The sequence below is a fragment of the Betaproteobacteria bacterium genome (assembly GCA_016709965.1).
Classification (GTDB): domain Bacteria; phylum Pseudomonadota; class Gammaproteobacteria; order Burkholderiales; family Rhodocyclaceae; genus Azonexus; species Azonexus amarohabitans.
On the sequence record JADJLT010000006.1, the window covers coordinates 73,930 to 97,410 of the forward strand.

At 58.3% G+C, this 23,481-nt stretch carries 23 protein-coding genes; 21 read left to right on the forward strand and 2 right to left on the reverse strand.

Features of this window, described 5'->3' with window-relative positions; translation table 11 throughout:
- Nucleotides 1–102: 102 nt before the first annotated feature.
- On the reverse strand, nucleotides 103–336 hold the full coding sequence (locus tag IPJ12_14870) for a hypothetical protein (protein ID MBK7648388.1): 234 nt from the start codon (nucleotides 334–336) through the stop codon (nucleotides 103–105).
- Here IPJ12_14870 and IPJ12_14875 point away from each other — a divergent pair.
- The 5 genes from IPJ12_14875 (at nucleotide 244) to IPJ12_14895 (ending at nucleotide 4,746) form a co-directional block, all read left to right on the forward strand.
- Nucleotides 244–504, forward strand: coding sequence for a chaperone NapD (locus tag IPJ12_14875; GenBank protein ID MBK7648389.1), 261 nt, complete (start codon nucleotides 244–246; stop codon nucleotides 502–504). The two genes, IPJ12_14870 and IPJ12_14875, sit on opposite strands and share 93 nt — an antisense overlap.
- Nucleotides 501–3,017, forward strand: coding sequence for a nitrate reductase catalytic subunit NapA (gene napA / locus IPJ12_14880; GenBank protein MBK7648390.1), 2,517 nt, complete (start codon nucleotides 501–503; stop codon nucleotides 3,015–3,017). The genes IPJ12_14875 and napA overlap by 4 nt, the downstream gene beginning before the upstream one ends.
- Before the next feature lie 103 nt (nucleotides 3,018–3,120).
- Nucleotides 3,121–3,564: a nitrate reductase cytochrome c-type subunit gene (locus IPJ12_14885; protein MBK7648391.1), complete on the forward strand. Its 444-nt coding sequence runs from the start codon at nucleotides 3,121–3,123 to the stop codon at nucleotides 3,562–3,564.
- Nucleotides 3,564–4,211: a NapC/NirT family cytochrome c gene (locus tag IPJ12_14890; GenBank protein ID MBK7648392.1), complete on the forward strand. Its 648-nt coding sequence runs from the start codon at nucleotides 3,564–3,566 to the stop codon at nucleotides 4,209–4,211. Before IPJ12_14885 ends, IPJ12_14890 begins: the two co-directional genes overlap by 1 nt.
- 223 nt (nucleotides 4,212–4,434) lie before the next feature.
- Nucleotides 4,435–4,746 (forward strand): HU family DNA-binding protein, encoded by a 312-nt coding sequence (locus tag IPJ12_14895; GenBank protein ID MBK7648393.1) that lies wholly within the window; start codon nucleotides 4,435–4,437, stop codon nucleotides 4,744–4,746.
- 148 nt (nucleotides 4,747–4,894) lie between these two features.
- On the opposite strand, the gene IPJ12_14900 is transcribed toward IPJ12_14895, so the two are convergent.
- Nucleotides 4,895–5,221 carry a hypothetical protein gene (locus IPJ12_14900; protein MBK7648394.1) on the reverse strand — a complete coding sequence of 109 codons (327 nt, stop codon included), beginning with the start codon at nucleotides 5,219–5,221 and terminating at the stop codon, nucleotides 4,895–4,897.
- Here IPJ12_14900 and IPJ12_14905 point away from each other — a divergent pair.
- The 16 genes from IPJ12_14905 (at nucleotide 5,220) to IPJ12_14980 (ending at nucleotide 23,478) form a co-directional block, all read left to right on the forward strand.
- Nucleotides 5,220–6,383 carry a UbiH/UbiF family hydroxylase gene (locus IPJ12_14905; GenBank protein ID MBK7648395.1) on the forward strand — a complete coding sequence of 388 codons (1,164 nt, stop codon included), beginning with the start codon at nucleotides 5,220–5,222 and terminating at the stop codon, nucleotides 6,381–6,383. The two genes, IPJ12_14900 and IPJ12_14905, sit on opposite strands and share 2 nt — an antisense overlap.
- A 9-nt stretch (nucleotides 6,384–6,392) precedes the next feature.
- Nucleotides 6,393–7,097, forward strand: coding sequence for a DsbC family protein (locus IPJ12_14910; protein ID MBK7648396.1), 705 nt, complete (start codon nucleotides 6,393–6,395; stop codon nucleotides 7,095–7,097).
- 159 nt (nucleotides 7,098–7,256) lie between these two features.
- Nucleotides 7,257–9,134, forward strand: a complete 1,878-nt coding sequence (locus tag IPJ12_14915) for a diguanylate cyclase (GenBank protein ID MBK7648397.1) — start codon at nucleotides 7,257–7,259, stop codon at nucleotides 9,132–9,134.
- 280 nt (nucleotides 9,135–9,414) lie between these two features.
- Complete coding sequence (gene mraZ / locus IPJ12_14920) at nucleotides 9,415–9,861, forward strand: division/cell wall cluster transcriptional repressor MraZ (GenBank protein ID MBK7648398.1); 447 nt, start codon at nucleotides 9,415–9,417, stop codon at nucleotides 9,859–9,861.
- Nucleotides 9,858–10,784 (forward strand): 16S rRNA (cytosine(1402)-N(4))-methyltransferase RsmH, encoded by a 927-nt coding sequence (gene rsmH, locus IPJ12_14925; protein MBK7648399.1) that lies wholly within the window; start codon nucleotides 9,858–9,860, stop codon nucleotides 10,782–10,784. Before mraZ ends, rsmH begins: the two co-directional genes overlap by 4 nt.
- Nucleotides 10,784–11,068, forward strand: coding sequence for a cell division protein FtsL (ftsL, locus tag IPJ12_14930; GenBank protein MBK7648400.1), 285 nt, complete (start codon nucleotides 10,784–10,786; stop codon nucleotides 11,066–11,068). Before rsmH ends, ftsL begins: the two co-directional genes overlap by 1 nt.
- On the forward strand, nucleotides 11,068–12,819 hold the full coding sequence (locus IPJ12_14935) for a penicillin-binding protein 2 (GenBank protein MBK7648401.1): 1,752 nt from the start codon (nucleotides 11,068–11,070) through the stop codon (nucleotides 12,817–12,819). Before ftsL ends, IPJ12_14935 begins: the two co-directional genes overlap by 1 nt.
- Nucleotides 12,816–14,303: a UDP-N-acetylmuramoyl-L-alanyl-D-glutamate--2,6-diaminopimelate ligase gene (locus IPJ12_14940; protein ID MBK7648402.1), complete on the forward strand. Its 1,488-nt coding sequence runs from the start codon at nucleotides 12,816–12,818 to the stop codon at nucleotides 14,301–14,303. The genes IPJ12_14935 and IPJ12_14940 overlap by 4 nt, the downstream gene beginning before the upstream one ends.
- Nucleotides 14,300–15,673, forward strand: coding sequence for a UDP-N-acetylmuramoyl-tripeptide--D-alanyl-D-alanine ligase (locus IPJ12_14945; GenBank protein ID MBK7648403.1), 1,374 nt, complete (start codon nucleotides 14,300–14,302; stop codon nucleotides 15,671–15,673). Before IPJ12_14940 ends, IPJ12_14945 begins: the two co-directional genes overlap by 4 nt.
- Nucleotides 15,673–16,776, forward strand: coding sequence for a phospho-N-acetylmuramoyl-pentapeptide-transferase (locus tag IPJ12_14950; protein MBK7648404.1), 1,104 nt, complete (start codon nucleotides 15,673–15,675; stop codon nucleotides 16,774–16,776). Before IPJ12_14945 ends, IPJ12_14950 begins: the two co-directional genes overlap by 1 nt.
- Nucleotides 16,777–16,779: 3 nt before the next feature.
- A complete protein-coding gene (gene murD / locus IPJ12_14955) occupies nucleotides 16,780–18,132 on the forward strand; it encodes a UDP-N-acetylmuramoyl-L-alanine--D-glutamate ligase (protein MBK7648405.1) in 1,353 nt (450 codons plus the stop codon).
- Nucleotides 18,129–19,292: a putative lipid II flippase FtsW gene (gene ftsW / locus IPJ12_14960; GenBank protein MBK7648406.1), complete on the forward strand. Its 1,164-nt coding sequence runs from the start codon at nucleotides 18,129–18,131 to the stop codon at nucleotides 19,290–19,292. Before murD ends, ftsW begins: the two co-directional genes overlap by 4 nt.
- On the forward strand, nucleotides 19,289–20,347 hold the full coding sequence (gene murG / locus IPJ12_14965) for an undecaprenyldiphospho-muramoylpentapeptide beta-N-acetylglucosaminyltransferase (protein MBK7648407.1): 1,059 nt from the start codon (nucleotides 19,289–19,291) through the stop codon (nucleotides 20,345–20,347). Before ftsW ends, murG begins: the two co-directional genes overlap by 4 nt.
- Nucleotides 20,348–21,739: a UDP-N-acetylmuramate--L-alanine ligase gene (locus tag IPJ12_14970; protein MBK7648408.1), complete on the forward strand. Its 1,392-nt coding sequence runs from the start codon at nucleotides 20,348–20,350 to the stop codon at nucleotides 21,737–21,739. It abuts the gene before it with no gap.
- 84 nt (nucleotides 21,740–21,823) lie between these two features.
- Nucleotides 21,824–22,729: a D-alanine--D-alanine ligase gene (locus IPJ12_14975; protein MBK7648409.1), complete on the forward strand. Its 906-nt coding sequence runs from the start codon at nucleotides 21,824–21,826 to the stop codon at nucleotides 22,727–22,729.
- An 8-nt stretch (nucleotides 22,730–22,737) separates the two neighbouring features.
- The gene (locus IPJ12_14980) at nucleotides 22,738–23,478 is read left to right on the forward strand and encodes a cell division protein FtsQ/DivIB (protein MBK7648410.1); all 741 of its coding nucleotides are present in this window, start codon (nucleotides 22,738–22,740) and stop codon (nucleotides 23,476–23,478) included.
- Nucleotides 23,479–23,481: the final 3 nt, after the last annotated feature.

Genomic DNA, 23,481 nt, shown 5'->3' on the forward strand with positions numbered 1-23,481 from the left:
GGGAATGGTTGTCCATCGTGCCAATTGATTGAAGGTATATGGGCGATAGGGTGTGGCTATGCTGGCTTGGGTCGGCGTTGCGGGCGGGGTAGTCCTAAAGTATTAGGTGCTGCTCGGCCGTTGGGAGTGGTTTGCGCCATCCGGCGGTATGTAATTGATACAAATCAATTGAATATTCGCCAGGATCGGGATCATGACTCCCATGGCGGCATTGGGCTGCCGATCCTTTAGGAGACTGGCCGGATGAACATATCCAGTGCCATTTTGTACATAGCGCCAGAGCGCCTCGACGAGGCCTGTAAGGCACTTCTTCAATTGGGCGGCGTGGAAATTCATGCGCGAAGCCCTGAAGGAAAGGTTGTCGTGACCCTGGAGGACGACAACGTCAATTCGGCTGCAGACAAATACGTGGCCCTGCATGGTGTACCCGGCGTCGCATCGGTGGCCATGGTTTATCAATATAGCGACGACGAATCAGTAGATACCGAGGAGGTAGAGGCGTGAAGCTCAATCGACGGGATTTCATCAAGGCCAACGCAGCAGCGGCGGCGATTTCTGCAGCAGGCTTGACCGCAGCACCGACGGCAGCCGTGGCGCAAGGCAAGGACGAAATTCGCTGGGACAAGGCGGCCTGTCGTTTTTGTGGCACCGGCTGTGGTGTTCTGGTCGGGACGCAAGAAGGACGCGTTGTGGCCACTCAGGGCGACCCGGATGCGCCAGTTAATCGCGGCCTGAACTGCATCAAGGGCTACTTCCTGTCCAAGATCATGTACGGTGCGGATCGCCTGAAGACGCCGCTGTTGCGCATGAAGGATGGTAAGTTCGATAAGAATGGTGAGTTCACGCCGATCTCTTGGAAGCAGGCCTTCGATATCATGGAAGAGAAGGTCAAGGCCACGCTGAAGGCCAAGGGGCCAAATGGTCTTGCCATGTTCGGCTCGGGCCAGTGGACGGTCTGGGAAGGCTACGCGGCCGCAAAGCTGATGAAGGCTGGCTTCCGTACCAATAATCTCGACCCCAATGCCCGTCACTGCATGGCGTCGGCGGTTGCCGGCTTCATGCGCACCTTTGGTATCGACGAGCCGATGGGCTGCTATGACGACATCGAGCATGCCGACGCCTTCGTGCTGTGGGGCTCGAACATGGCCGAGATGCACCCTATCCTGTGGACGCGCGTCACCGACCGCAAGCTTTCCAACAAGGGCGTCAGGGTGGCTGTACTCTCGACTTTCGAGCACCGCTCCTACGAGCTGGCCGACCTCCCGATGATCTTCACGCCGCAGACGGATTTGGCAATTCTCAATTTCATCGCAAATTACATTATCCAGAACGGCAAAGTGAACCAGGCTTTTGTCGACCGGAATGTCAATTTCAAGAAGAGTGCGACCGACATCGGTTACGGCCTGCGTCCGACCCATGCCCTTGAAAAAGATGCGACCAGCAACGGTTATCCGGGCGCCGACGGCAAGCCAAAGGGCGATACCGGCAAATCAGAAGGCATTACCTTCGACGAATACAAAAAATTTGTCGCCGAATACACCGCCGAGAAGGTTTCCAAGCTCTCCGGCGTCCCGGTGGTGAAACTCAATGAGCTCGCTGAGCTTTACGCAGATCCGAAGATCAAGGTCGTGTCGTTCTGGACCATGGGCTTCAACCAGCATACCCGTGGGACCTGGGCGAATAACCTCTGTTACAACATTCACTTGCTGACCGGCAAAATTTCCGAGCCGGGCAACAGCCCGTTCTCGCTGACTGGCCAGCCATCTGCTTGTGGGACAGCACGTGAAGTTGGCACCTTCTCGCACCGCCTGCCGGCGGATATGGTGGTGACCAATCCGGATCACCGCAAGCATTCAGAAGAGTTGTGGGGGCTACCGGAAGGCACGATTCCCGACAAGGTGGGTTTCCACGCTGTCGCCATGGCGCGCGCCCTGAAGGATGGTAAGGTCAATTTCTACTGGCAGCAGTGCAACAACAACATGCAGGCCGGTCCGAACATCAACGAAGAACTCTATCCTGGTTGGCGCAAGCCGGAGAATTTCATCGTTGTCTCCGACCCGTATCCGACAGTTTCGGCGATGGCGGCCGACCTGATCCTGCCGACGGCTATGTGGGTCGAGAAGGAGGGCGCCTATGGCAATGCCGAGCGGCGTACCCAGTTCTGGCGCCAGCAAGTCAAGGCGCCGGGCGAGGCACGTTCCGACCTGTGGCAGCTCATGGAGTTTTCCAAGCGCTTCAAGGTTGAGGATGTGTGGCCAGCCGAACTGGTTGCCAAGGCGCCGAAGCTGAAGGGCAAGACCCTGTTTGATGTGCTCTACGCCAATGGCGTGGTCAACAAGTACAAGCTGAATGAAACGGCGGCCGGCTTCGACAACGAAGACTCGAAGCTGCTGGGCTTCTACATTCAGAAGGGGCTGTTCGAGGAGTACGCCTCCTTTGGTCGCGGCCATGGCCATGATCTGGCACCGTTCGATTCCTACCATCAGGCTCGCGGATTGCGCTGGCCGGTGGTTGGCGGCAAGGAAACACTATGGCGCTTCCGCGAGGGCTATGACCCCTACGTCAAGAAAGGTGAGGGCGTTAAGTTCTACGGCCACAAGGATGGCAAGGCGGTCATTTTTGCGCTGCCCTATCAGCCGCCTGCTGAGTCGCCGGACAAGGAATTCGATATGTGGTTGTCCACTGGCCGCGTCCTTGAGCACTGGCATACCGGCTCGATGACCCGCCGTGTTCCCGAGCTGTACAAGGCCTTCCCTGATGCTGTCGTTTTCATGCATCCGGACGATGCCAAGGCGCGTGGTCTGCAGCGCGGCATGGAAGTCAAGGTTGCGTCGCGGCGTGGTGAAATCAAATTGCGTGTTGAGACACGTGGTCGCAACAAGCCGCCACGTGGGCTGGTTTTCATCCCCTTCTTCGACGCCAGTCGTCTGGTCAATAAGTTGACACTGGATGCAACCTGCCCGATTTCCAAGGAAACGGACTACAAAAAGTGCGCAGTCAAGGTTACTCGAGCCTGATGCCATCATGGGAACAATCGTTGGCGCAGGGGCCGACGACAAAATAAATAAGCGAAAAAGCGGCCGGTGGTGAGTCTCCGGCCGTTCATCGGAGGAAATGAATATGAGATTGATCACTGCCTTGGCCTTGGCCGCCGGCATGTTCGTCGGGGGAGTTGGCGGCGTTGCCGCGCAGGAGTTTCGAGTAAATGAGATCGGCGTGGAGTCGATCGAAGGCACCTCGAAAGTCGATATGTTCCGGCCCGAAAAGGAGCAAACGGTCATTCCGCGTAATTTTCAAAAACAGCCGCCCTTGATTCCTCACAGTATCAAGGGTTACAACATTACCCAGAACTTCAATAAGTGCATGGATTGTCATGCCAAGGATCGTGCCGAAGAAACCGGTGCAACCAAGGTAGCAAAGTCGCACTATCTGGACCGCGAAGACAAGAAGCAGGCGAATATTTCTCCGCGCCGCTATTTCTGCATGCAGTGCCATGTGCCGCAATTCGACGCAAAGCCGCTCGTCGCCAATACCTATAAGCCGGCCGCCAAGAGGGGGGAATGATGAGTCTGGATAAATTCACGCCCGCATGGGTCAAGCGTATCGGGTTGGTCACTGTATTGGGCCTGTTTGTCGCTGGTGTCGTTTTCTGGGGGGGCTTCAACTGGGCGCTGGAATCCACCAACAAAGAGGCGTTCTGCATTTCGTGTCATGAAATGGAGGAGAACGTCTTCCGTGAATACCAAAACACGATCCACTACACGAACCGCACCGGGGTGCGTGCCACCTGTCCGGATTGCCACGTACCTAAGGAATGGGTGCCCAAGATTATTCGCAAGATCCAGGCTTCCAATGAAGTGCTGCACAAGATTTTGGGGACAATCGATACGCCAGCGAAATTCAATGCCAAACGTCCGCAGCTGGCGCAGAACGAGTGGCGGCGCATGAAGGCAAATGACTCTCAGGAGTGCCGCAATTGCCATCGCTACGATTACATGGATTACACGGAGCAGGGTAATCGTGCCGCACGCATGCATCCGCAGGCATTCATCGATGGCAAGACATGTATTGATTGTCACAAGGGAATTGCCCATCAGCTACCAGCGATCGATCAGCATATTGGCAAGCAGAATGATGGTGCCGTTGCAATTTCTCATGGTGAAAAACCGGCTGAGCCAGCCACAGAAGAGACGAAGCCCGCCAGCAAGTAACCTAGGTTGACGGTATGACGACGAACCCGGCGCTACGCCGGGTTCGTCATTGTATTGACTGTCCGGCCTGTTGCGTGTGCAGAAATTACAAATATTCACCCGATGGCTTGCAAATAGGCGCTTTTCGGCCAAGACTTATTCAAAAAGGTATGCTACTTTTACTGAGCTGCCGTTCCAACGGCCAGTTTTCTTAAACTATTAGTGGGTAACAGGAGGCACTTAGATGAATAAATCCGAGCTGGTCGAAGTTGCTGCAAAAGAAGCTGGTATTACCAAGGCCGCTGCCGACAAGGCGCTGTCCGCCATTATCGGAGCGGTAGTAAAGACCGTAACCCAGGGAGAGTCTGTTACTCTCGTTGGTTTTGGTACCTTCAAGTCCGCGCAGCGCGCAGCGCGCACCGGCAAGAATCCGAAGACAGGTGCTACGCTGAAGATTCCTGCCACTACCGTTCCGAAATTTACTGCTGGTACGGCTTTCAAGGCTTCGGTCGCTGCCAAGAAGACCGCTGCCAAGAAGACCGCTGCCAAGAAGTAATCCGGTGTTATCGAATGCGGGGTTTGTCCTTGATAAGCTCCGCTTTTTTTAAGTTGCAATGAACAATCCGAATCCAGAAAATCCGCCTGAGAATCCAGTTGCTGTCGTTCAGCCGCCGGATAACCGTCGACGCCTGCGTGAATTGCTTTCAATCCCCGAGCGTGATCGAACGGATGAGCAGTGGGACGAAATCATCGAGCTGGAAATCCAGCTTGCTCCCGGAAACCGAATGTCGAGCAATGAGCCGCTTGGCGGGAATCCCGGACGCAACAATGTCATGTCGCACGGCAAGTCGAGTGGTGGCAATGCTGGCGGTGGCATTGGCCAGCAGCAAAAGAAAAATCGCCCTCGCACGAATAACAATCGCCGCCCACGTCAAAACAAGCCGCAATCCGGAGGTGGTCAATCCGGTGGTGGCGGTACGCCTGCCTGATTTGCTTGTTTCATTCTCCTGAAGCGGCATAATTGCCGTCATGCAGCAGTTTGATCTAATCATCGTTGGTGGCGGGCTAGCTGGCGCCAGTTTGGCGCTTGCGTTGCGAGACACGCCGCTTCGTATCGCCCTGGTCGAGAATCAGCCCCCACGTCGTCCAGACGGCTGGGATGCTCGCGTTTACGCAATTAGCCCAGCCAATGCGAGCTTTCTCGAGTCAATCGGAGCCTGGAGGCATCTGGACGTATCACGCATGGCGCCAATTCGCGCGATGCAGATTTATGGTGATGGCACCGGCCAACTGGATTTTTCCGCATTTGAGACCGGCGTTTCGGAGCTGGGCTGGATTCTTGAATCCTCGCAAATGGCTTGTGAATTCTGGGAGAGTGCCAAGCGCCAGAGTAACTTCACGCTTTTTTGCCCGGCTAGGCCAGAGTCGCTGGAGTTCCGCCAGGATGCTGCTGTCCTCCAGTTGACTGATGGCGTGGTTTTGTCGGCTAGGCTGCTGGTTGGAGCCGACGGAAGGGACTCATGGGTGCGAGAGGCTGCTGGCCTGACGTCGATCACTACGCCTTACGGTGAAAATGGCGTGGTCGCCAATTTTTCAGCCGAGAAGCCTCATAACAACACAGCTTTTCAGTGGTTCAGGGATGATGGTGTTCTTGCCTATCTACCGTTGCCTGATAACCGCATTTCCATTGTGTGGGCTACGCCAGATGCCAACGCCGATGAGTTGTGTTCGCTTGCTTCTGGCGCGCTGTGTCATCGAGTTGCCGAAGCTGGAGATTTTGCGCTTGGGCAACTTGAGTTGATTACCGCCCCCGCTGCCTTTCCTTTGCGGCTCATTCGTGTTCCACAGACTGTGGCGCCTCGTTTGGCGCTGGTTGGTGATGCGGCACATGGAATCCACCCGCTTTCGGGGCATGGGATTAATCTTGGTTTTCAGGATGCAATGGCGCTCGCGAGTCAATTAGGTGCCACAAAGCCGTGGCACGATATCGGTCAATTAAGTTTTTTGCAGCGGTATCAGCGCGCGCGTCGTGAGGAAACATTCTTGATGCAGACGACGACCGATACACTTCGTCGTTTGTTCAGGGCGTCTTCGCCGGGCTTGCGCCCGATGCGCAACCTAGGGCTGAGTCTCGGCAACCGTATACCGTTAATGAAAAATGCCTTGGTGCGATATGCTCTCGGCGTCCTATAGGAGAATCGCGTGTTGAAGAAATTATTACCCCTCACCCTGCTGGCGGCGTTTTGTCTGAATGCAGTGGCGGATGAAGCTGATATCCGGAAATCAATGGAATCGAAGCTTGGCACCAAGGTTGAAAGTGTGAACAAGTCCGGCTATCTGGGGCTCTATGAAGTCTATGCCGATGGCAATATTTTCTATACTGATGAAAAAATGACGGCGATTCTGGTTGGCGGTCAGCTCATCGATGCCAAAACGATGAAAAACGTTACCGACGAACGAATGAGAAAGCTGACGGCGATCAAATTCAACGAATTGCCGCTGGATCGTGCCATCAAGCAGGTACGTGGCGATGGCAAGCGCGTCATGGCGACTTTCGAAGACCCCAACTGCGGTTATTGCAAGCGTCTGGCCAAGGAGCTGCAAAAGCTGGATAACGTGACAATATATACTTTTTTGTTGCCGATCCTTTCAGAGGACTCGGTTCATAAGTCAAAGCAAATATGGTGTTCTTCCGATCGCGCCAAGGCATGGTCTGACTGGATGGTAGATGCCAAGACGCCATCTGGTCGCGAAGATTGTGATGTCAGTGCTGTCACAAAGAATCAGGAATTTGGCCGTAAATTGAACATTACAGGGACGCCGACTATATTTTTTGCCGATGGTGAGCGTGTTCCTGGTGCCGTGCCTTTGGCTCGCATCGAGCAAAAGCTGAATCAAGTCCGGTAAGACAGATGATGCTGGACGCTTCCCTCGGCGCCAGTATCTCTACTTTCCAATCCATGAAAATATGATGCTGTAATGGGTAATTCGTCCAGCCAGCGGATTGCTCGTGTTTTTGCGCCGCGTGTTCGGCTCGTCCTCTTTTTTGCTTTGACTTGGCTGGGCGTGGCGATTTTGCTGGCCTTTCTACTGAACGAGGGGCGGCGTGAGGCCGAACGAACAGCGCAGTCCGAGGCGCTTGGTATTTCCCGGATGCTTGAGGCAAGGCTGGCTGCAACGATTCGGCGAGTTCAAGGCGACCTAAATCATTTGGTGGCAACGCTTCCGCGAGCTGCGTTCAAGCGTGGGATGGTTGGACAATATGGTGAGGCGGTTGTGGGCGAGCTGGCGCTTTACGGAGGGTATTTTCCTGAGCTTGCTGGCTTTCGTGTCATGGATGCGACAGGTGCTTTCCTCTATGCCTCTAGTCCTGTGCTAGATACGGCGAGTGTTGATGACCGCTCGTATTTATCTGCGCTTTCAGAAAGCGCGAGCCACTCACTGTATTTTGGCCAAGTGGAGATTGAAAGGCGCTCCGGACGATCACTGTTACCTGTTTCTATTGCTGTGCGAGATGCTCAGGGTGGTTTGCAGGGGGCTATCGTTGCGTTGCTGGATATTGCTCATCTTGAGCAAGCCTTTGAAACCACCAATGTTGGGCCGAATGGCGTTATTGCCCTGCGGCGGACTGATGATGCGCGCTTGATTTTTCGCCGACCCTTAAGGCCGGACTTGGTCAATCATGCGGTGACGAACAATCCATTGCATATGCGATTGGAGTCAGGAGAACGGCAGGGAACAATTCGTTTTCGGGCGACCATCGATGGCATCGAACGTATTTACGCCTTTCAGCGTATCGAGGAGTTCCCTCTTTATGTGGCGGCTGGGCTGGCGACTGCGGACTATCTTGCCGAATGGCGGAAAACGCTGGCGATGGCGGGTATGTCTGCACTGCTGCTGTTCCTGTCGCTTTCTTTGGTGCTCGTTCGCCTGCTCCGTGCAGAAAAGGACGAGCGGGTGACAGCGGCCAAGCTGGCGGAGAGCGAAGCCCGCTATCGAATGTTGGCGGAGAATAGTCACGATGTCATCTGGACCCTCGATATAGCTACTCGCTGCTATACCTACGTCAGCCCTTCGATTGTTGGTATGTGTGGATATCAGCCGGAGGAGGTGGTTGGGCAAGTGCTGGATTCGCGCTTGACCCCGGAATCCGCCGCTCGCATTGCGCGAGATGTTGATCAGCGTCTGCGAAGAATTGCAGCAGGCGACAAAACGGCCAATGTTCTGGTTAATGAGCTGGAGCAAATCTGCAAAAACGGGCAGGTGATCTCGACTGAGATTGTTTCGACCTATCTGCTGAACGCTGACGGTGTGGCGCACACGATACTCGGGATCACCCGCAATGTGAGTGAAAGGAAGGCTGCTGAGGCCGCGCTCCATGAGACGAATCGACAGCTGTATGCCCGCATCGAAGAAATCGGTCGCCTGCAGGTTGCGCTTCAGGAGTTGGCTGTGCGCGATAGTTTGACCGGGCTGTATAACCGGCGTTATCTGGATGAAACGCTGGAGCGCGAGGTTTCCCGAGCACGCAGAGAGGGTATTCCCCTATCGTTGGTCATGCTGGATATTGACCATTTCAAGCGGGTGAACGATACCTATGGTCACCAAGTGGGCGATCAGGCTTTGAAAATGCTGGCGTCGATATTGCTCGCCAATATTCGTGCGGAAGATGTTGCCTGTCGTTATGGTGGCGAGGAATTTCTCATCCTCTTGCCCAATATGCCGCTGGGCGCTGCCATTCAGCGTGCCGAGGTATGGCGGAGCGCTGTTGAGGAATTGTCAGTCACGATGGGCGATTTCAACATTACTTTTACCATTTCCCTTGGGGTTGCCGCCTATCCTGAGCATGGCAAGACACCGGACGACCTGACCCGGTGTGCCGATCAGGCGCTCTATCGCGCCAAGCACGAAGGCCGTAACCAGGTCGCCGTATTTATCGGCTGATCCGCCGGCGCCAGTCGGTGCTTGGCGATAGCTGTCGTTACCACGTCGGCATGCGTGCTGCCGAATTCCCTTCTGTTTTCCCCACTCCTTACAAGTCACTTTAAGTTTCAATGTTCTTGCATTGATTTTTAAGGGAAAAACTCGTCAAAAATTAGTGAATAAATCGTCCGTAAGTCCTTGTTGCATAAGAAAAAATCGGAATTTCTCTATTGACGCTAAGCACTTGTTGTTCTAAAGTGGGAAAACGTGTCTAAAAGTGGGTAAACGGGGGTGGAGAGGAATGTTTGAGGGCGCAGCTGCACTCAGTCTGGATGCGAAGGGGCGGCTTGCCATACCGGCAAGACACCGCGAGTCCCTGCTCGCCGCGGCTGAGGGTGGTTTGGTGTTGACTGCGCATCCGCATCGTTGCCTGCTTCTCTATCCTTCACCTGCCTGGCAGCCCATTCGGGATCAGATCCTGAAGGCGTCAAGCCTCGATCCGCGTGCTGCGTCGATCAAGCGAGTTCTGGTGGGTAATGCACGTACTGAAGAGCCGGATTCTGCTGGGCGTATCCTGATTGCACCCGAGCTTCGTGAATACGCTCAATTCCAAAAGACGGTCTATCTGGTTGGCATGGGAACGCACTTCGAGATATGGAGTGAGGCTGGCTGGAAGCAGCAAAACGATCTGGCTGCGGAGGCGCTGTCTGGCGATCTTCCCCCGGGCTTCGGAGACCTTGTTCTGTGACCGGTGGTGCCGCCCATGTGACGGTGCTGCTCGAGGAGGCGGTGGGTGCTCTGGCGATTCAAGCCGATGGCATTTACATGGATGCCACCTTCGGGCGGGGTGGCCATAGCCGCCGAATTCTTGCCAATCTCGGTGAAAAGGGCTGCTTGGTAGCGCTCGACCGTGATCCGCAGGCCATTGTGGCTGGGGCGGAGCTGCATGACTCCCGTTTTTTGTTGGTGCATCGCGCGTTTGGTGAGCTTGCTGAGGCGGCTGCGGAGGCGGGTGTTGGATCGGTGGATGGGGTTTTGTTTGATGTAGGGGTGTCGTCGCCGCAAATCGATGACTGGGGGCGCGGCTTCAGCTTTCGCTACGACGCGCCGCTTGACATGCGTATGGATACGACGCAGGGCGAGACGGCGGCCGAGTGGCTGGCGCAGGCCGAAATAAGAGACATAACGGAGGTCATTAGAAACTATGGCGAAGAACGGTTTGCTTTCCAGATTGCAAAGAAGGTTGTGGCTGCTCGGGGCGAACAACCAATTGTCACAACAGGTCAGTTCGCGGCCATCGTACGCGAGGCCGTGCGCACCCGTGAGCCAGGGCAGGACCCGGCGACGCGCAGCTTTCAAGCTCTACGGATTCATATCAATCAAGAACTCCGCCAGCTGGAGGTAGCGCTGCCGCAGGCGCTCGACTTGCTGAAGCCGGGTGGCCGACTGGTGGTGATTTCCTTCCATTCGCTGGAAGATAGAATCGTCAAGAATTTCATGCGTACGCAATCTGCTGCAGATGATTTGCCCAAGGGCTTGCCTTTGCGTGCAGATCAGTTGCCGAAGCCGAAGCTGCGCCTGATTGGCAAGATGCTTAAGCCGTCAGCAGCGGAAATTGCGGCGAATCCGCGCGCACGCAGCGCAGTGATGCGCGTGGCAGAGAAGTTGTAATGCTCCGTTTCAACGTGATCCTCCTTATGGTTGTGGTGATTTGCGCGCTCGGCGTGGTGACCTCGCAGCATCGCGCGCGGAAGTTGTTTCAGGGGCTGGAAGCCGAGCAGGAGCGGGCGCGTCAGCTGGATGTCGAGTACGGGCAACTGCAGCTTGAGATGTCTACTTGGGCGAATCATCCCCGTATTGAAAAAATTGCCCGCGAGCGTTTGCATATGCTGACGCCGGACTCGACCGTTCGTGCGTCGGTGGGTGCTGCCGCGGTACACAAGGGGGTGCGCTGATGGTCGTTCGTCGCCGCCCGCAGCGTGGGCATCGCTTCACCGAAAGCCCCTTGCTTCAGCTTGCTTTGCAGGGCTGGCGCTCGCGCACCGTCGGGTTGTTATTGATGGCGGCCTTCCTTGCGTTGGTTGGCCGGAGCTTTTATCTGCAGGTGATCAATAACGACTTTCTGCAGCAAAAGGGTGATTCGCGTTATCTGCGCGACATCGAGATTTCTGCGTCGCGCGGCAAGATCGTCGACCGCAACGGTGACATGTTGGCAGTATCCACGCCGATGAAGACGATATGGGCGATTCCGGGTGATGCGCGGACGATGAGTGCCGAGCAGAAGCGCCAGCTGGCTGCCTTGCTGGACCAGAGTGTGCGCGAACTTGATGGCAAGCTGGCCTCCGACAAGACGTTTACGTTCGTCAAGCGCCAGGTTTCACCGGAAAGTGCGGACCGGATTGCGGCCATGAAGTTTCCCGGGATTCACCAGGAAAAAGAATATCGCCGTTTCTATCCAACCGGCGACATGACAGCGCACATCGTGGGTTTCACCGGCGTGGATGACAAAGGTCTGGAGGGCGTCGAGTTGGCCTTCCAGAACAGCTTGTTTGGTCATCCGGGCAGTCGTACCGTGATTCGTGACCGGCGCGGCAGCATTGTCGAGGATGTTGGCGCCACCAAGCCACCGCGGGATGGTAAGGATGTTCATCTGGCGCTCGACTCCAAGATCCAATACCTGGCTTTCAGTCAGCTCAAATTGGCAGTCGAGGCGAACAAGGCCAAGGCTGGCGGCGCCATTGTTGTCGACGCGCGGACTGGTGAAATTCTGGCCCTGGCCAATTGGCCAACCTACAACCCGAATAACCGCCAGGGGCTTTCCGGCGCGCAATTGCGCAACCGTGCCATCACCGATACTTTTGAGCCGGGGTCGGTGATGAAGCCGTTTACCGCGGCGCTGGCGCTGGAAAGAGGAAAGGTCCGTTTTGATACAGTCATCAACTGCGCCCCGGGTCGGATGACCATTGGCAGCGCGACGATTTCCGATGCCCATCCGCATGGCGCGCTGACCGTGGCCGAGGTCATCCAGAAATCCTCGAACGTCGGCACCGCCAAGATCGCCCTCGGCTTTTCGCCGAAGGAAATGTGGGAAATGTTTGACAGCGTCGGCTTTGGCCAGGCGCCGAATCTTGGGTTCCCCGGTGAAGTGAATGGCCGTCTGCGTCCGTGGAAAAGCTGGCGACCGATCGAGCAGGCGACGATGTCTTACGGTCATGGCATTGCGGTCAGCCTGATGCAGTTGGCTCGCGCTTATACGGTTTTTGCCCATGACGGCGAATTGATGCCCCTGTCGCTGATCAAGATTGACGATGCCGCGCCGCACGGCGTTCGCGTCTTTTCGCCGGAGACCATCCGGGAGGTGCGAGCAATGCTTGAGATGGCTGTCCAGCCGGAAGGGACGGCACCCAAGGCGCGCGTGGCCGGCTATCGCGTGGGCGGCAAGACGGGTACGGCCTACAAGGTCGAGGGTGGGGTATATGCCCGCAAATATGTTGCTTCATTTGTCGGCGTCGCCCCGATCAGTGAACCGCGTCTGATCGTCGCCGTCATGATCGACGAACCCTCCGGCGGCGCCCACTACGGTGGCGATGTGGCCGGTCCGGCTTTTTCGCAGATCGTCGGCGGCGCCTTGCGGACGCTGGGTGTGCCGCCGGATGCGCCGCTGCAGGTGGCTGAGACTGCTTCTGCCGGAAAGGGGAAGCTGTGACATCGCCGCGCGAAATTCTGAATCACCTGGAAACCATGGGTATTCAAGCCACCGGCGTTGCCGATGACAGCCGCCAAGTGTTGCCGGGTGATATTTTTCTGGCCTATCCGGGTGATCTGGCCGACGGCCGTCGCTTTATCGGTGATGCGCTGGAACGTGGCGCTATCGCTGTGCTCTGGCAGCCGGGTGAAAATTTCGATTTTGGTCAAAATTTCCCGTTGACCGTGGCAAACCTGCCGGTGGAGTCGCTGCGTCCGCTGGCCGGCCCCCTGGCGCATGCTGTGTATGGTTATCCGAGCGAAGGCTTGTCGCTGATCGCCATTACCGGTACCAACGGCAAGACGACAATCAGTCAGTGCATTGCCAGCGCCTATCCCAAGCCTTGCGCCATTATCGGCACTTTGGGCGCCGGCTTTCCCGATGCGCTGGTTGAAACCGGCTTCACGACGCCTGAAGCAACGACGCTGATGCGCTATCTGGCTGGCTTCCGCGCCGCCAAGGCTGCTGCCTGTGCGCTGGAGGCTAGTTCGATCGGCATCGAAGAGGGACGGATGAACGGCGCGCGCGTCGATGTTGCCGTGTTCACCAACTTTACGCGTGACCATCTCGACTACCACGGCACGATGGAGTCCTATGCCGAAGCCAAGAGAAAGCTCTTCCTCTGGCCGCGCCTGCGTACCGCGATCATCAATCTGGATGACGAATTTGGTAGCCAGTTGCTCCGCGATACCACGGCGATGCGCGTCCTTGGCTATTGCATCGGCGAGCAGCGACGAGATTTTCCGGCGCTGATTCGCGCCGAGAATCTGGTCGATACCCCGTTCGGCCAGCGCTTTAGTCTGGTGCTGCCGAATGGTCGGGCGACCGTCGATACGGCGTTGGTCGGTCGCTACAATATTTCCAATCTGCTGGCCGTGGCTGGCGTGCTGCACGATGCCGGCTTGCCGGCCGTTGACGTGGCGAATCGTCTGTCCGAACTGACGCCACCGCCGGGACGCATGGAGCGGGTCGGCGGCAATGGTGAGCCTCTGGTCGTGGTCGACTATGCCCACACGCCGGATGCGCTGGAGAATGCCTTGGCTGCGCTGCGTGCCGTGGCTGCCTCGCGCGGCGGTCGTTTGAGTGTTGTTTTTGGTTGTGGTGGCGACCGCGATCCGGGCAAGCGCCCGCAGATGGGCCAGGCGGCCGAGCGTCTGGCCGACCGCGCCATTGTCACCAGCGACAACCCGCGCAGCGAACAGCCGGCAGCCATTGTCGATGCCATCGTTGCCGGCATGACGCGCGCCGATGTGGAGATGGATCGGGCGGCTGCCATTCGTCGTGCAGTCGTCGAAGCTGACGAGCATGACGTGATCCTGCTTGCCGGCAAGGGTCATGAGTCCTATCAGGAAATTTCCGGCGTTCGTTACCCGTTTTCGGATGTCGAGCAGGCCGGCGCCGCCCTCGCTTTGCGTCGTCCGGAAAACAAGGAGTTTGCGGCATGAAGTGGCTGCTTTCGCAAGTCGCTGACGCGACACAAGGTCGACTGATCGGCAATGACGTCGAAGTGACCGGCGTGTCGACCGATACACGCACTGTGGCCGATGGGCAATTATTTATCGCCCTCAGCGGCGAACGTTTTGATGCGCATGATTTTCTTGACCAGGCCATCACCGCTGGCGCCACCGCGCTGCTGGTTTCAGACGAGAGCAAGCTGCCGGCAGGATGTTCGGCCGTTGTGGTTGGTGACGATACCCGTCTGGCGCTAGGTCGCCTGGCTGCTGCCTGGCGGGCTCGCTTCTCGCTGCCGGTGATTGCGGTGACCGGTTCCAACGGCAAGACGACGACCAAGGAAATGGTTGCAGCTATCCTCAAGGTCGCCTTCGGCACCTCCGTACTGTCTACTCGCGGCAACCTGAACAACGACATTGGCCTGCCTCTGACGCTGCTCGGCCTGCGCCCAACGCATCGCGCCGCTGTCATCGAAATGGGCATGAACCATCCTGGCGAAATCGCCTATCTGGCACAGATCGGTTCGCCGACGGTGGCGCTGGTCACCAACGCCCAGCGTGCCCACCTCGAAGGCATGGGTGATCTGGAAGAAGTGGCGCGCGAAAAAGGCAGTATTTTTGGTGGCTTGCTGCCGAATGGTGTGGCCATCATCAATGCCGACGACACCTATGCGGACTTCTGGCGGGGCATGGCCGGTGTGCATGCCGTGCGGACTTTCGGTATCGATCATGCTGCCGATGTACGCGGTGCCGTTCGTCAGCATGGTCTCGAAATCGCCATTGAATTGTCGGCCGCCGAGGGCGCCGCGGCAATTACCTTGCATATTCCAGGTCGTCACAATGCGCGCAATGCCGTCGCTGCGGCCGCCGCCTGTCTTGCTGCTGGCGTAACGATGGCCGACGTCGCTGCTGGGCTGGAGGCGTTTTCCGGCGTCAAAGGGCGCTTGCAGCGCCGTGCCGGCAACAAGGGTGCGGAAATTCTCGACGATACCTATAACGCCAATCCGGACTCGGTTCGTGCCGGTATCGATGTGCTGGCCGCAACGATCGGGCGCAAATTGATGGTCCTTGGCGACATGGGTGAAATCGGCGAAGCGAGCGGTCAGTTTCATGACGAAGTCGGTGGCTATGCCAAGAGCCAGGGCATTGATCGGCTGTTCGCTTTTGGCGATGCCGCGCAGCAAGCGGTGCGCAACTTTGGTGAAGGTGCCAAGCATTACTGCAACATCGAAAAACTGATCGCTGCGGTCGACAAGGAATTGGGGCCGGATACCACCGTTCTGGTGAAGGGCTCCCGCTTTATGAAAATGGAACGTGTGGTGGATGCCCTTGCGGCACCAGCCAGCGTCGAGGAGAAAAACTGATGCTGCTGGCTCTTGCCCAATGGCTCGCCCAGGACGTTCGTTTCTTCAACGTCTTCAACTACATCACGCTGCGCACGGTGCTGGCGACGATGACTGCGCTGCTCATTTCGTTTGCCGCCGGCCCCAGCGTCATTCGCTGGCTGGCTGCCAAGAAGATTGGTCAGGCGGTGCGTAGCGACGGGCCGCAAACGCACTTGATCAAATCGGGCACGCCGACCATGGGTGGCGTGCTGATCCTGATTTCCATTGGTATCACGACCCTTCTGTGGGGCGACTTGACCAACAAATACGTGTGGACCGTGCTAATCGTGACGCTCGGTTTCGGCATCGTCGGCTGGTACGACGACTGGAAGAAGGTGGTCTATCGCGACCCCAAGGGGCTGTCGGCCGGCTGGAAATACCTGTGGCAATCCGTGCTCGGCCTTGGCGCCGCCCTGTTCCTCGCCTTCTCGGCCAAGTCCGGTGCGCAGACCGAACTGATTGTTCCTTTCTTCAAGACCATCGCCTACCCGCTGGGCATTGTCGGCTTCATCACGCTGACCTACTTCGTGATTGTCGGCACCAGCAACGCGGTGAACCTGACGGATGGTCTCGATGGCCTGGCCATCATGCCGACCGTGATGATCGCAGCGGCCTTTGCGATTTTTGCCTACGTCACCGGCCACGTTGTGCTGGCCAAGTACCTGTTTATCCCGCACGTGCCGGGTGCTGGCGAGTTGTGCATCCTGCTCGGCGCCATTGCCGGTGCGGGTCTCGGCTTCCTGTGGTTCAACGCCTATCCGGCCGAAGTCTTCATGGGCGACGTCGGTGCGCTCTCGCTCGGCGCTGCGCTGGGTACGGTGGCGGTCATCCTGCGTCAGGAAATCGTGCTGCTGATCATGGGCGGCGTCTTCGTCGTCGAAACGCTGTCGGTCATGCTCCAGGTCGGCTACTTCAAATACACCAAGAAGAAATTCGGCGAGGGCCGTCGCATTCTGCGCATGGCGCCGCTACATCACCATTTTGAACAAACCGGCTGGAAGGAGACGCAGGTCGTCGTCCGCTTCTGGATCATCACCATCATGCTCGTGCTGGTCGGGCTTTCTTCGTTGAAGTTGCGCTAAGACATGGAACTTCAGGGGAAACGCGTTCTGGTGGTCGGACTTGGTGAGTCCGGACTGGCGATGGCCAAGTGGCTGCATCGCCAGGGCGCGCTGGTTGGTGTCGCCGATTCGCGCGACAACCCGCCGAATGTTGATGCCCTGCAACGTGTCGCACCGGGTGCCGAACTGATCGCTGGGCCGTTTACCGAGGCACCGTTTGCCAGTGCCGACCTCGTGGCACTGTCACCGGGGGTACCCAAGGCAACGCCGGTGATTACTGCGGTCGACCGGAAAATTGTGTCGGAAATCGAATTTTTTGCCGCCGGTGTTCGTGAGCAGGTACCGGGTTCGAAGATCATCGCAATCACCGGCAGCAATGGCAAGACGACGACCACGGCGCTGACCGCGCACATTCTGAATGGCGCCGGCGTGCCGGCCATCGCCTGTGGCAACATTTCACCGTCCGCCCTCGATGCCCTGATGGATGCGCAGGACGCCGGCACTTTGCCGCAAGTCTGGGTGGTCGAACTGTCCAGCTTCCAGCTCGAAACGACACACCACCTGAATGCCGAAGCTGCGACCGTGCTCAACGTGTCGGAAGATCACCTCGATCGTTACGATGGCAGTCTGGCCAACTATGCCGCCGCCAAATCGCGCGTCTTCAAGGGCAAGGGCATCATGGTGCTCAATCGTGACGACGATTACTCGATGGCCAATGGCCGTTGCGGTCGCGCAATGGTGACGTTTGGCCTGACCGCAGCGCCGCGCGGCGTCGATTATGGCTTTGCCGACGGAGCCATCTGCCGTGGCAAGGTAAAACTCGTTGCACTGGCTGACCTCAAACTCTCCGGGTTGCACAATGCCGCCAATGCCATGGCCGCGCTGGCCCTGTGCGAAGCCATCGGCATCGAGCCGGCCCGCCTGATTGAGCCGCTCAAATCATTCGCTGGCCTGCCGCATCGCGTTGAAACGGTCGCCGACATCGGCGGCGTACTTTACGTCGATGATTCCAAGGGCACCAACGTCGGCGCCACGCTGGCCGCCATCGAAGGTATGGGCCGCAAGGTTGCCATCGTTCTCGGCGGCGACGGCAAGGGACAGGATTTTTCGCCGCTCAAGCCAGCGCTGGAAAAACATGGCCGCGCCGTGGCGCTGATTGGTCGCGATGCCGCCGCCATCGGCATGGCGCTCGAAGGCAGCGGCGTACCGACGCGCATCGTCGGCGACATGGAGGCTGCCGTCTGCTGGCTGGCTGCCCAGGCTCAATCTGGTGATTGCGTGCTGCTGTCGCCAGCCTGCGCCAGCCTCGACATGTATCGCAACTACGCTCACCGCGCCCAGGCTTTCATTGACGCGGTGAGGGGCTTGTCATCATGATGCTCGGCGCCCTCGACTCCCCACGTCGCCAGGTCGCCGAGATCGACTACGCGCTGCTTTGGAGCATCTTGATCCTGCTCTTTGCCGGGCTGGTCATGGTCTATTCGGCCTCGATCGCCATTGCCGAAGGTGGTCGCTTTACCGGGCATCAGCCAGCCTACTACCTGGTGCGCCACGGTGTATTCCTGTGCATCGGCCTGGTCGCCGCCGCGGTGACTTTCCAGGTGCCGCTGTCGCTTTGGCAGAAGAATGCGCCTTACCTGTTCATGATCGGCGTCGCGCTGCTGGCCTTCGTGCTGATCCCCGGCATCGGTCGCGACGTCAATGGTGCCCGCCGCTGGCTGTCGCTCGGCTTTGCCAATCTGCAGCCATCCGAACTGATGAAGATGTTTGCCGTGCTTTACGCGGCCGACTACACGGTGCGCAAGATCAACGTGATGCATGACCTGAAGCAGGCTTTCCTGCCGATGTTCGGTGCCATGGCCATCGTCGGCATGCTGCTGCTCAAGGAGCCGGACTTCGGTGCTTTTGTGGTCATCATTTCGATCGCCATGGGGATTCTCTTCCTGGGTGGTCTGAAAGCCCGCCTCTTCGCGCTGCTGATTGTTGGCCTGCTGATTGCCTTTGCGGTGATGATCATCGTCTCGCCCTACCGGCGTGACCGGGTGTTCGGTTTCATGGACCCGTGGGCTGATGCTTATGGTCGCGGTTACCAATTGTCGCATTCGCTAATTGCCTTTGGTCGCGGCGAGTTGTTTGGCGTCGGCCTCGGTGCCAGCGTTGAAAAGCTGTTCTATTTGCCGGAAGCCCATACCGACTTTCTGCTCGCCGTCGTGGCCGAAGAACTCGGTTTCTTCGGCGTGGTGGCGATCATCGCCTTGTTTGCGCTGCTTGTTCAGCGCGCCTTTGCCATCGGTCGTCAGGCCGTGCAGCTAGACCGCCTCTACCCGGCGCTGGTCGCCATGGGTATGGGCATCTGGTTTGGCGTTCAGTCTTTCATCAACATGGGCGTCAATATGGGTTTGTTGCCGACCAAGGGCCTGACCCTGCCGCTAATGAGCTTCGGCGGCTCCGGTGTTTTCGCCAACTGCGTCGCTTTGGCGATTCTTCTTCGCGTCGACTGGGAGAACAGACAGTTGATGCGTGGAGGAAAACTATGAGCAAGACCATCATGATCATGGCCGGCGGCACCGGTGGTCACATCTTCCCGGCACTGGCGGTTGCTCACGCAATGCGCGATGCCGGCTGGCGCGTTGTCTGGCTGGGCAATCCGGAGGGCATGGAGGCTCGCCTGGTGCCGCAGCACAGGTTCGAGATGGTCTGGGTCAAATTTGGCGCAGTGCGCGGCAAGGGCCTGATCCGCAAGCTCCTTTTGCCCATGAACTTGTTGCGCGGATTCTGGCAAGGCTTGAAGGCGATTCGCCAGACCAAGCCGGATGTTGTGCTGGGCATGGGCGGCTACATTACTTTCCCGGGTGGCATGATGGCAGCCCTGACCGGCGTGCCGCTGGTGCTGCATGAGCAGAACTCAGTCGCCGGAATGGCCAATCGTGTGCTGGCCGGGGTGGCTGACCGCATCGTCACCGGCTTCCCGGATGTGCTCAAAAAAGGGGTTTGGGCTGGCAATCCGGTGCGTCCGGAGATTGCAAAGATAGCCCCGCCGGCCGAGCGTTTTGCCGGGCGTACTGGCGCGCTACGCATTCTCGTCATTGGCGGCAGCCTGGGAGCCCATGCGCTGAATGAAATGGTGCCCAAGGGCATGGCCCTGCTGGCTGAAAGCGATCAACCGCAAATCGTCCATCAGGCCGGTGAAAAGCATATTGATTTGCTCAAGGCCAATTACGCCGCGGTCGGCGTTCAGGCACATTGCGTGTCGTTCATCGAAGACATGGCCGGCGCCTACGAGTGGGCTGATCTGGTCATCTGTCGTGCCGGTGCCCTGACGGTGGCTGAGTTGGCTGCCACCGGCGTGGCCAGCATTCTGGTGCCTTTTCCGTACGCGGTGGATGACCACCAGACAGGCAATGCCAGATTTCTGGTCAATGTCGGCGGTGCCTTCCTGATGCCTCAAGAAGACTTGACGCCGGAAGCCCTTGCGCTGATCCGGAACTATTCCCGCGGGCAACTGCTGGAAATGGCCGAAAAGGCGCGCAGCCTGGCCAAGCCCGATGCCACCGCAGAAGTGGCCAATATTTGTGCGGAGAGCGCGAAGTAAATGAAACATAAAGTCAAAAACATCCATTTCGTCGGCGTCGGCGGCTCCGGCATGAGCGGTATTGCCGAAGTGCTGGCCCACCTCGGTTACGGCGTCACTGGCTCGGACATCGCAGCCAGTGCGACGACGCGCCGGCTTGAGGGCGAGGGCGTCAAGGTCATGATCGGCCACGCTGCCGACAACATTGCACGGGCGGATGCCGTGGTCGTGTCGACCGCCGTCAAGGAAGATAATCCGGAGGTGATGGCCGCCCGTGAGCGCCATATTCCGGTCGTGCCGCGTGCCCAGATGTTGGCTGAGCTGATGCGCCTGAAGCACGGTATCGCCATCGCCGGCACCCACGGCAAGACGACGACGACCAGCTTGGTGGCCAGCATTCTGGCCGAAGGCGGTATCGACCCGACTTTCGTTATCGGTGGCCGTTTGAATGCAGCCGGCGCCAACGCGCGACTAGGCAGTGGGGATTTTCTGGTGGCCGAGGCCGATGAGTCCGATGCATCATTCCTCTTCCTGTCCCCGGTCATTTCGGTCGTCACCAATATCGACGCCGACCATATGGAAACCTACGGACATGACTTCGAGCGCCTGAAGAGTGCGTTCGTCGAGTTTTTGAATCGCCTGCCGTTCTATGGTGTAGCCGTGCTCTGCGGTGACGATGCTAACGTCCGCGCCATCATGCCGCGGGTGCCGAAGCAGATCATCACCTACGGCCTGTCGCCGAATTGCAATTTCTACGCCGAAAACGTCGTGGCCGCCGATGGACAGATGCGCTTCGACTGTGTCCGCGTCAATGGCACGACGTCGCGTTTGGCGATCACGCTCAACACGCCGGGCATGCATAACGTACTGAATGCGCTGGCGGCGATAGCCGTGGCGACCGAAGTGCAGGTGCCGGATGCCGCCATCGTCAAGGCGCTGGCCGAATTCAAGGGCGTTGGTCGCCGCTTCCAGCGTTACGGCGAAGTGGCGCTGCCGGCCGGTGGCTCCTTTACGCTGGTCGATGACTATGGCCATCACCCGGTCGAAATGGCGGCCACGCTGGCTGCCGCTCGGGGCGCCTTTCCCGGGCGCCGCCTGGTCCTTGCCTTCCAGCCGCACCGCTATACACGGACGCGCGATTGTTTCGAGGATTTCGTGAAAATCCTGTCCACGGTCGATGCGCTGTTGCTGGCCGAGATCTATGCCGCCGGCGAGGCCCCCATCGTTGCCGCCGACGGCCGCTCAATGGCGCGTGCGCTGCGGGTTGCCGGCAAGGTGGAGCCGGTGTTCATCGAGGATATTGCGGATATGCCGCAAACGATTATGGATGTCGCCCGCGATGGTGACGTGGTGTTGTGCATGGGGGCCGGCTCGATTGGCGCCGTTCCCGGGAAAGTGGCGGGGCAGGTATGAACATCCACGACCATAGATACAAGAGCTGGCCCCACGGTCAACCGGAAAAAATGCCCAAAAATGAAAAGCTGTCTGGAGCAAAGCATGTCTGATTTTGGCAAAGTCGCCGTCCTGTTTGGTGGAACCTCCGCCGAACGTGAGGTTTCCCTCAACAGTGGTTCGCGCGTGCTTGCGGCGCTGCAAGGGCAGGGCATTGATGCCCATGCCTTCGACCCGGCATCGCAGCCCCTCGATGCACTGAAAGGATATGACCGTGCCTTCATCGCGCTGCACGGCCGCCATGGCGAAGACGGCACCATCCAGGGCGCGCTGGAAGTCATGCGCATTCCCTACACCGGCTCCGGCGTGCTCGCCTCGGCGCTGGCCATGGACAAGTTCCGCACCAAGCTGATGTGGCAGGCTGCCGGCCTGGCTATTCCTGAATACGCGCTGCTCACCGCCAATTCCGACTTCGCCGATATTGAGGAAGAACTCGGCCTGCCGCTCTTCGTCAAGCCGGCCCATGAAGGTTCTTCGATTGGCATCACCAAGGTCAAGGAACGCGGCGCGCTGAAGGCCGCCTACGAAATTGCAGCCCAACTCGATCCGCTGGTCATCGCCGAAAAGGGCGTGCTCGGTGGCGAGTACACGGTCGGCATCATCGGCGACGAAGCGATGCCGATCATCAAGATCGAGCCGGCCACCGAGTGGTACGACTACGAAGCCAAGTACAACCGCGACGACACCCGTTACCTGTGCCCCTGCGGTCTGCCTGAAGCCAAGGAAATGGAAATCCGCAAGGGCGCGCTGGAAGCCTTCCGTGTGCTGGGTGGCCGTGGCTGGGGCCGCGTCGATTTTCTGATGGATGAAGCAGGCAATTACTACTTCCTTGAAGTGAACACGGCACCGGGCATGACCGACCATTCGCTGGTGCCGATGGCGGCCCGTGTCAATGGCATGGATTACCCGACGCTGGTGCGGCGCGTGCTCGAACTGGCCGCCAACGACTGAGGCGATGAATGTGGAACAAACCGCACCTGCTGAACGCGCTTGCCGACCTGCTGGTACTGGTCGCTGCGGCTGCGTTGCTGGCCGCCGGAGCGGTCTGGCTGGTGCGCGTGCCGGCGTTGCCGATCAAGCAGGTGATGTTTGCCGAGGCGTTGCCGCACACCCGTCGGGGCGAAGTCGAACAGGTCTTGCCGGCCTCGTTGAAGGGCAATTTCTTCAGCCTGAATCTGGATGTCGTTCGCGCCTCGCTGCAAACCTTGCCTTGGGTGCGCAAAGTGGATGTGCGTCGGATCTGGCCGGACAAACTGGAAATCAGTATCGAGGAGCACAAGCCGGTGGCGCGCTGGGGCGAGGGGCGCAGCGAGCTGGTCAACAGCTTCGGCGAGGTTTTCGCGGCACAGTTGCCGGAAGAGGAGGGCGTCGGTTTGCCCTTGCTGTTCGGGCCCAATGGTACTGCGCAGGAAGTGTTGACCCATTACGGCAATTTTGTACAGGCCTTCAAGACCGTCGGCGAGACGCCGGTGCAGGTGACTTTGTCGCCACGTCTGGCTTGGCAATTGAAATTGCAGAACGGCATGTTGGTGGACATCGGTCGCGAGCAGACGAAGGCGCCGGTTGGCGTGCGTCTGCAGCGGTTTATCGAGATTTATCCGGAAACGGTCGCCAGACAGGCGGTACGGCCGGCAGTCGTGGATTTGCGGTATCCGAATGGTTTCGCCATGCGAGTGGCGGGCGAGGGGAAGGGAAAGTAAGAA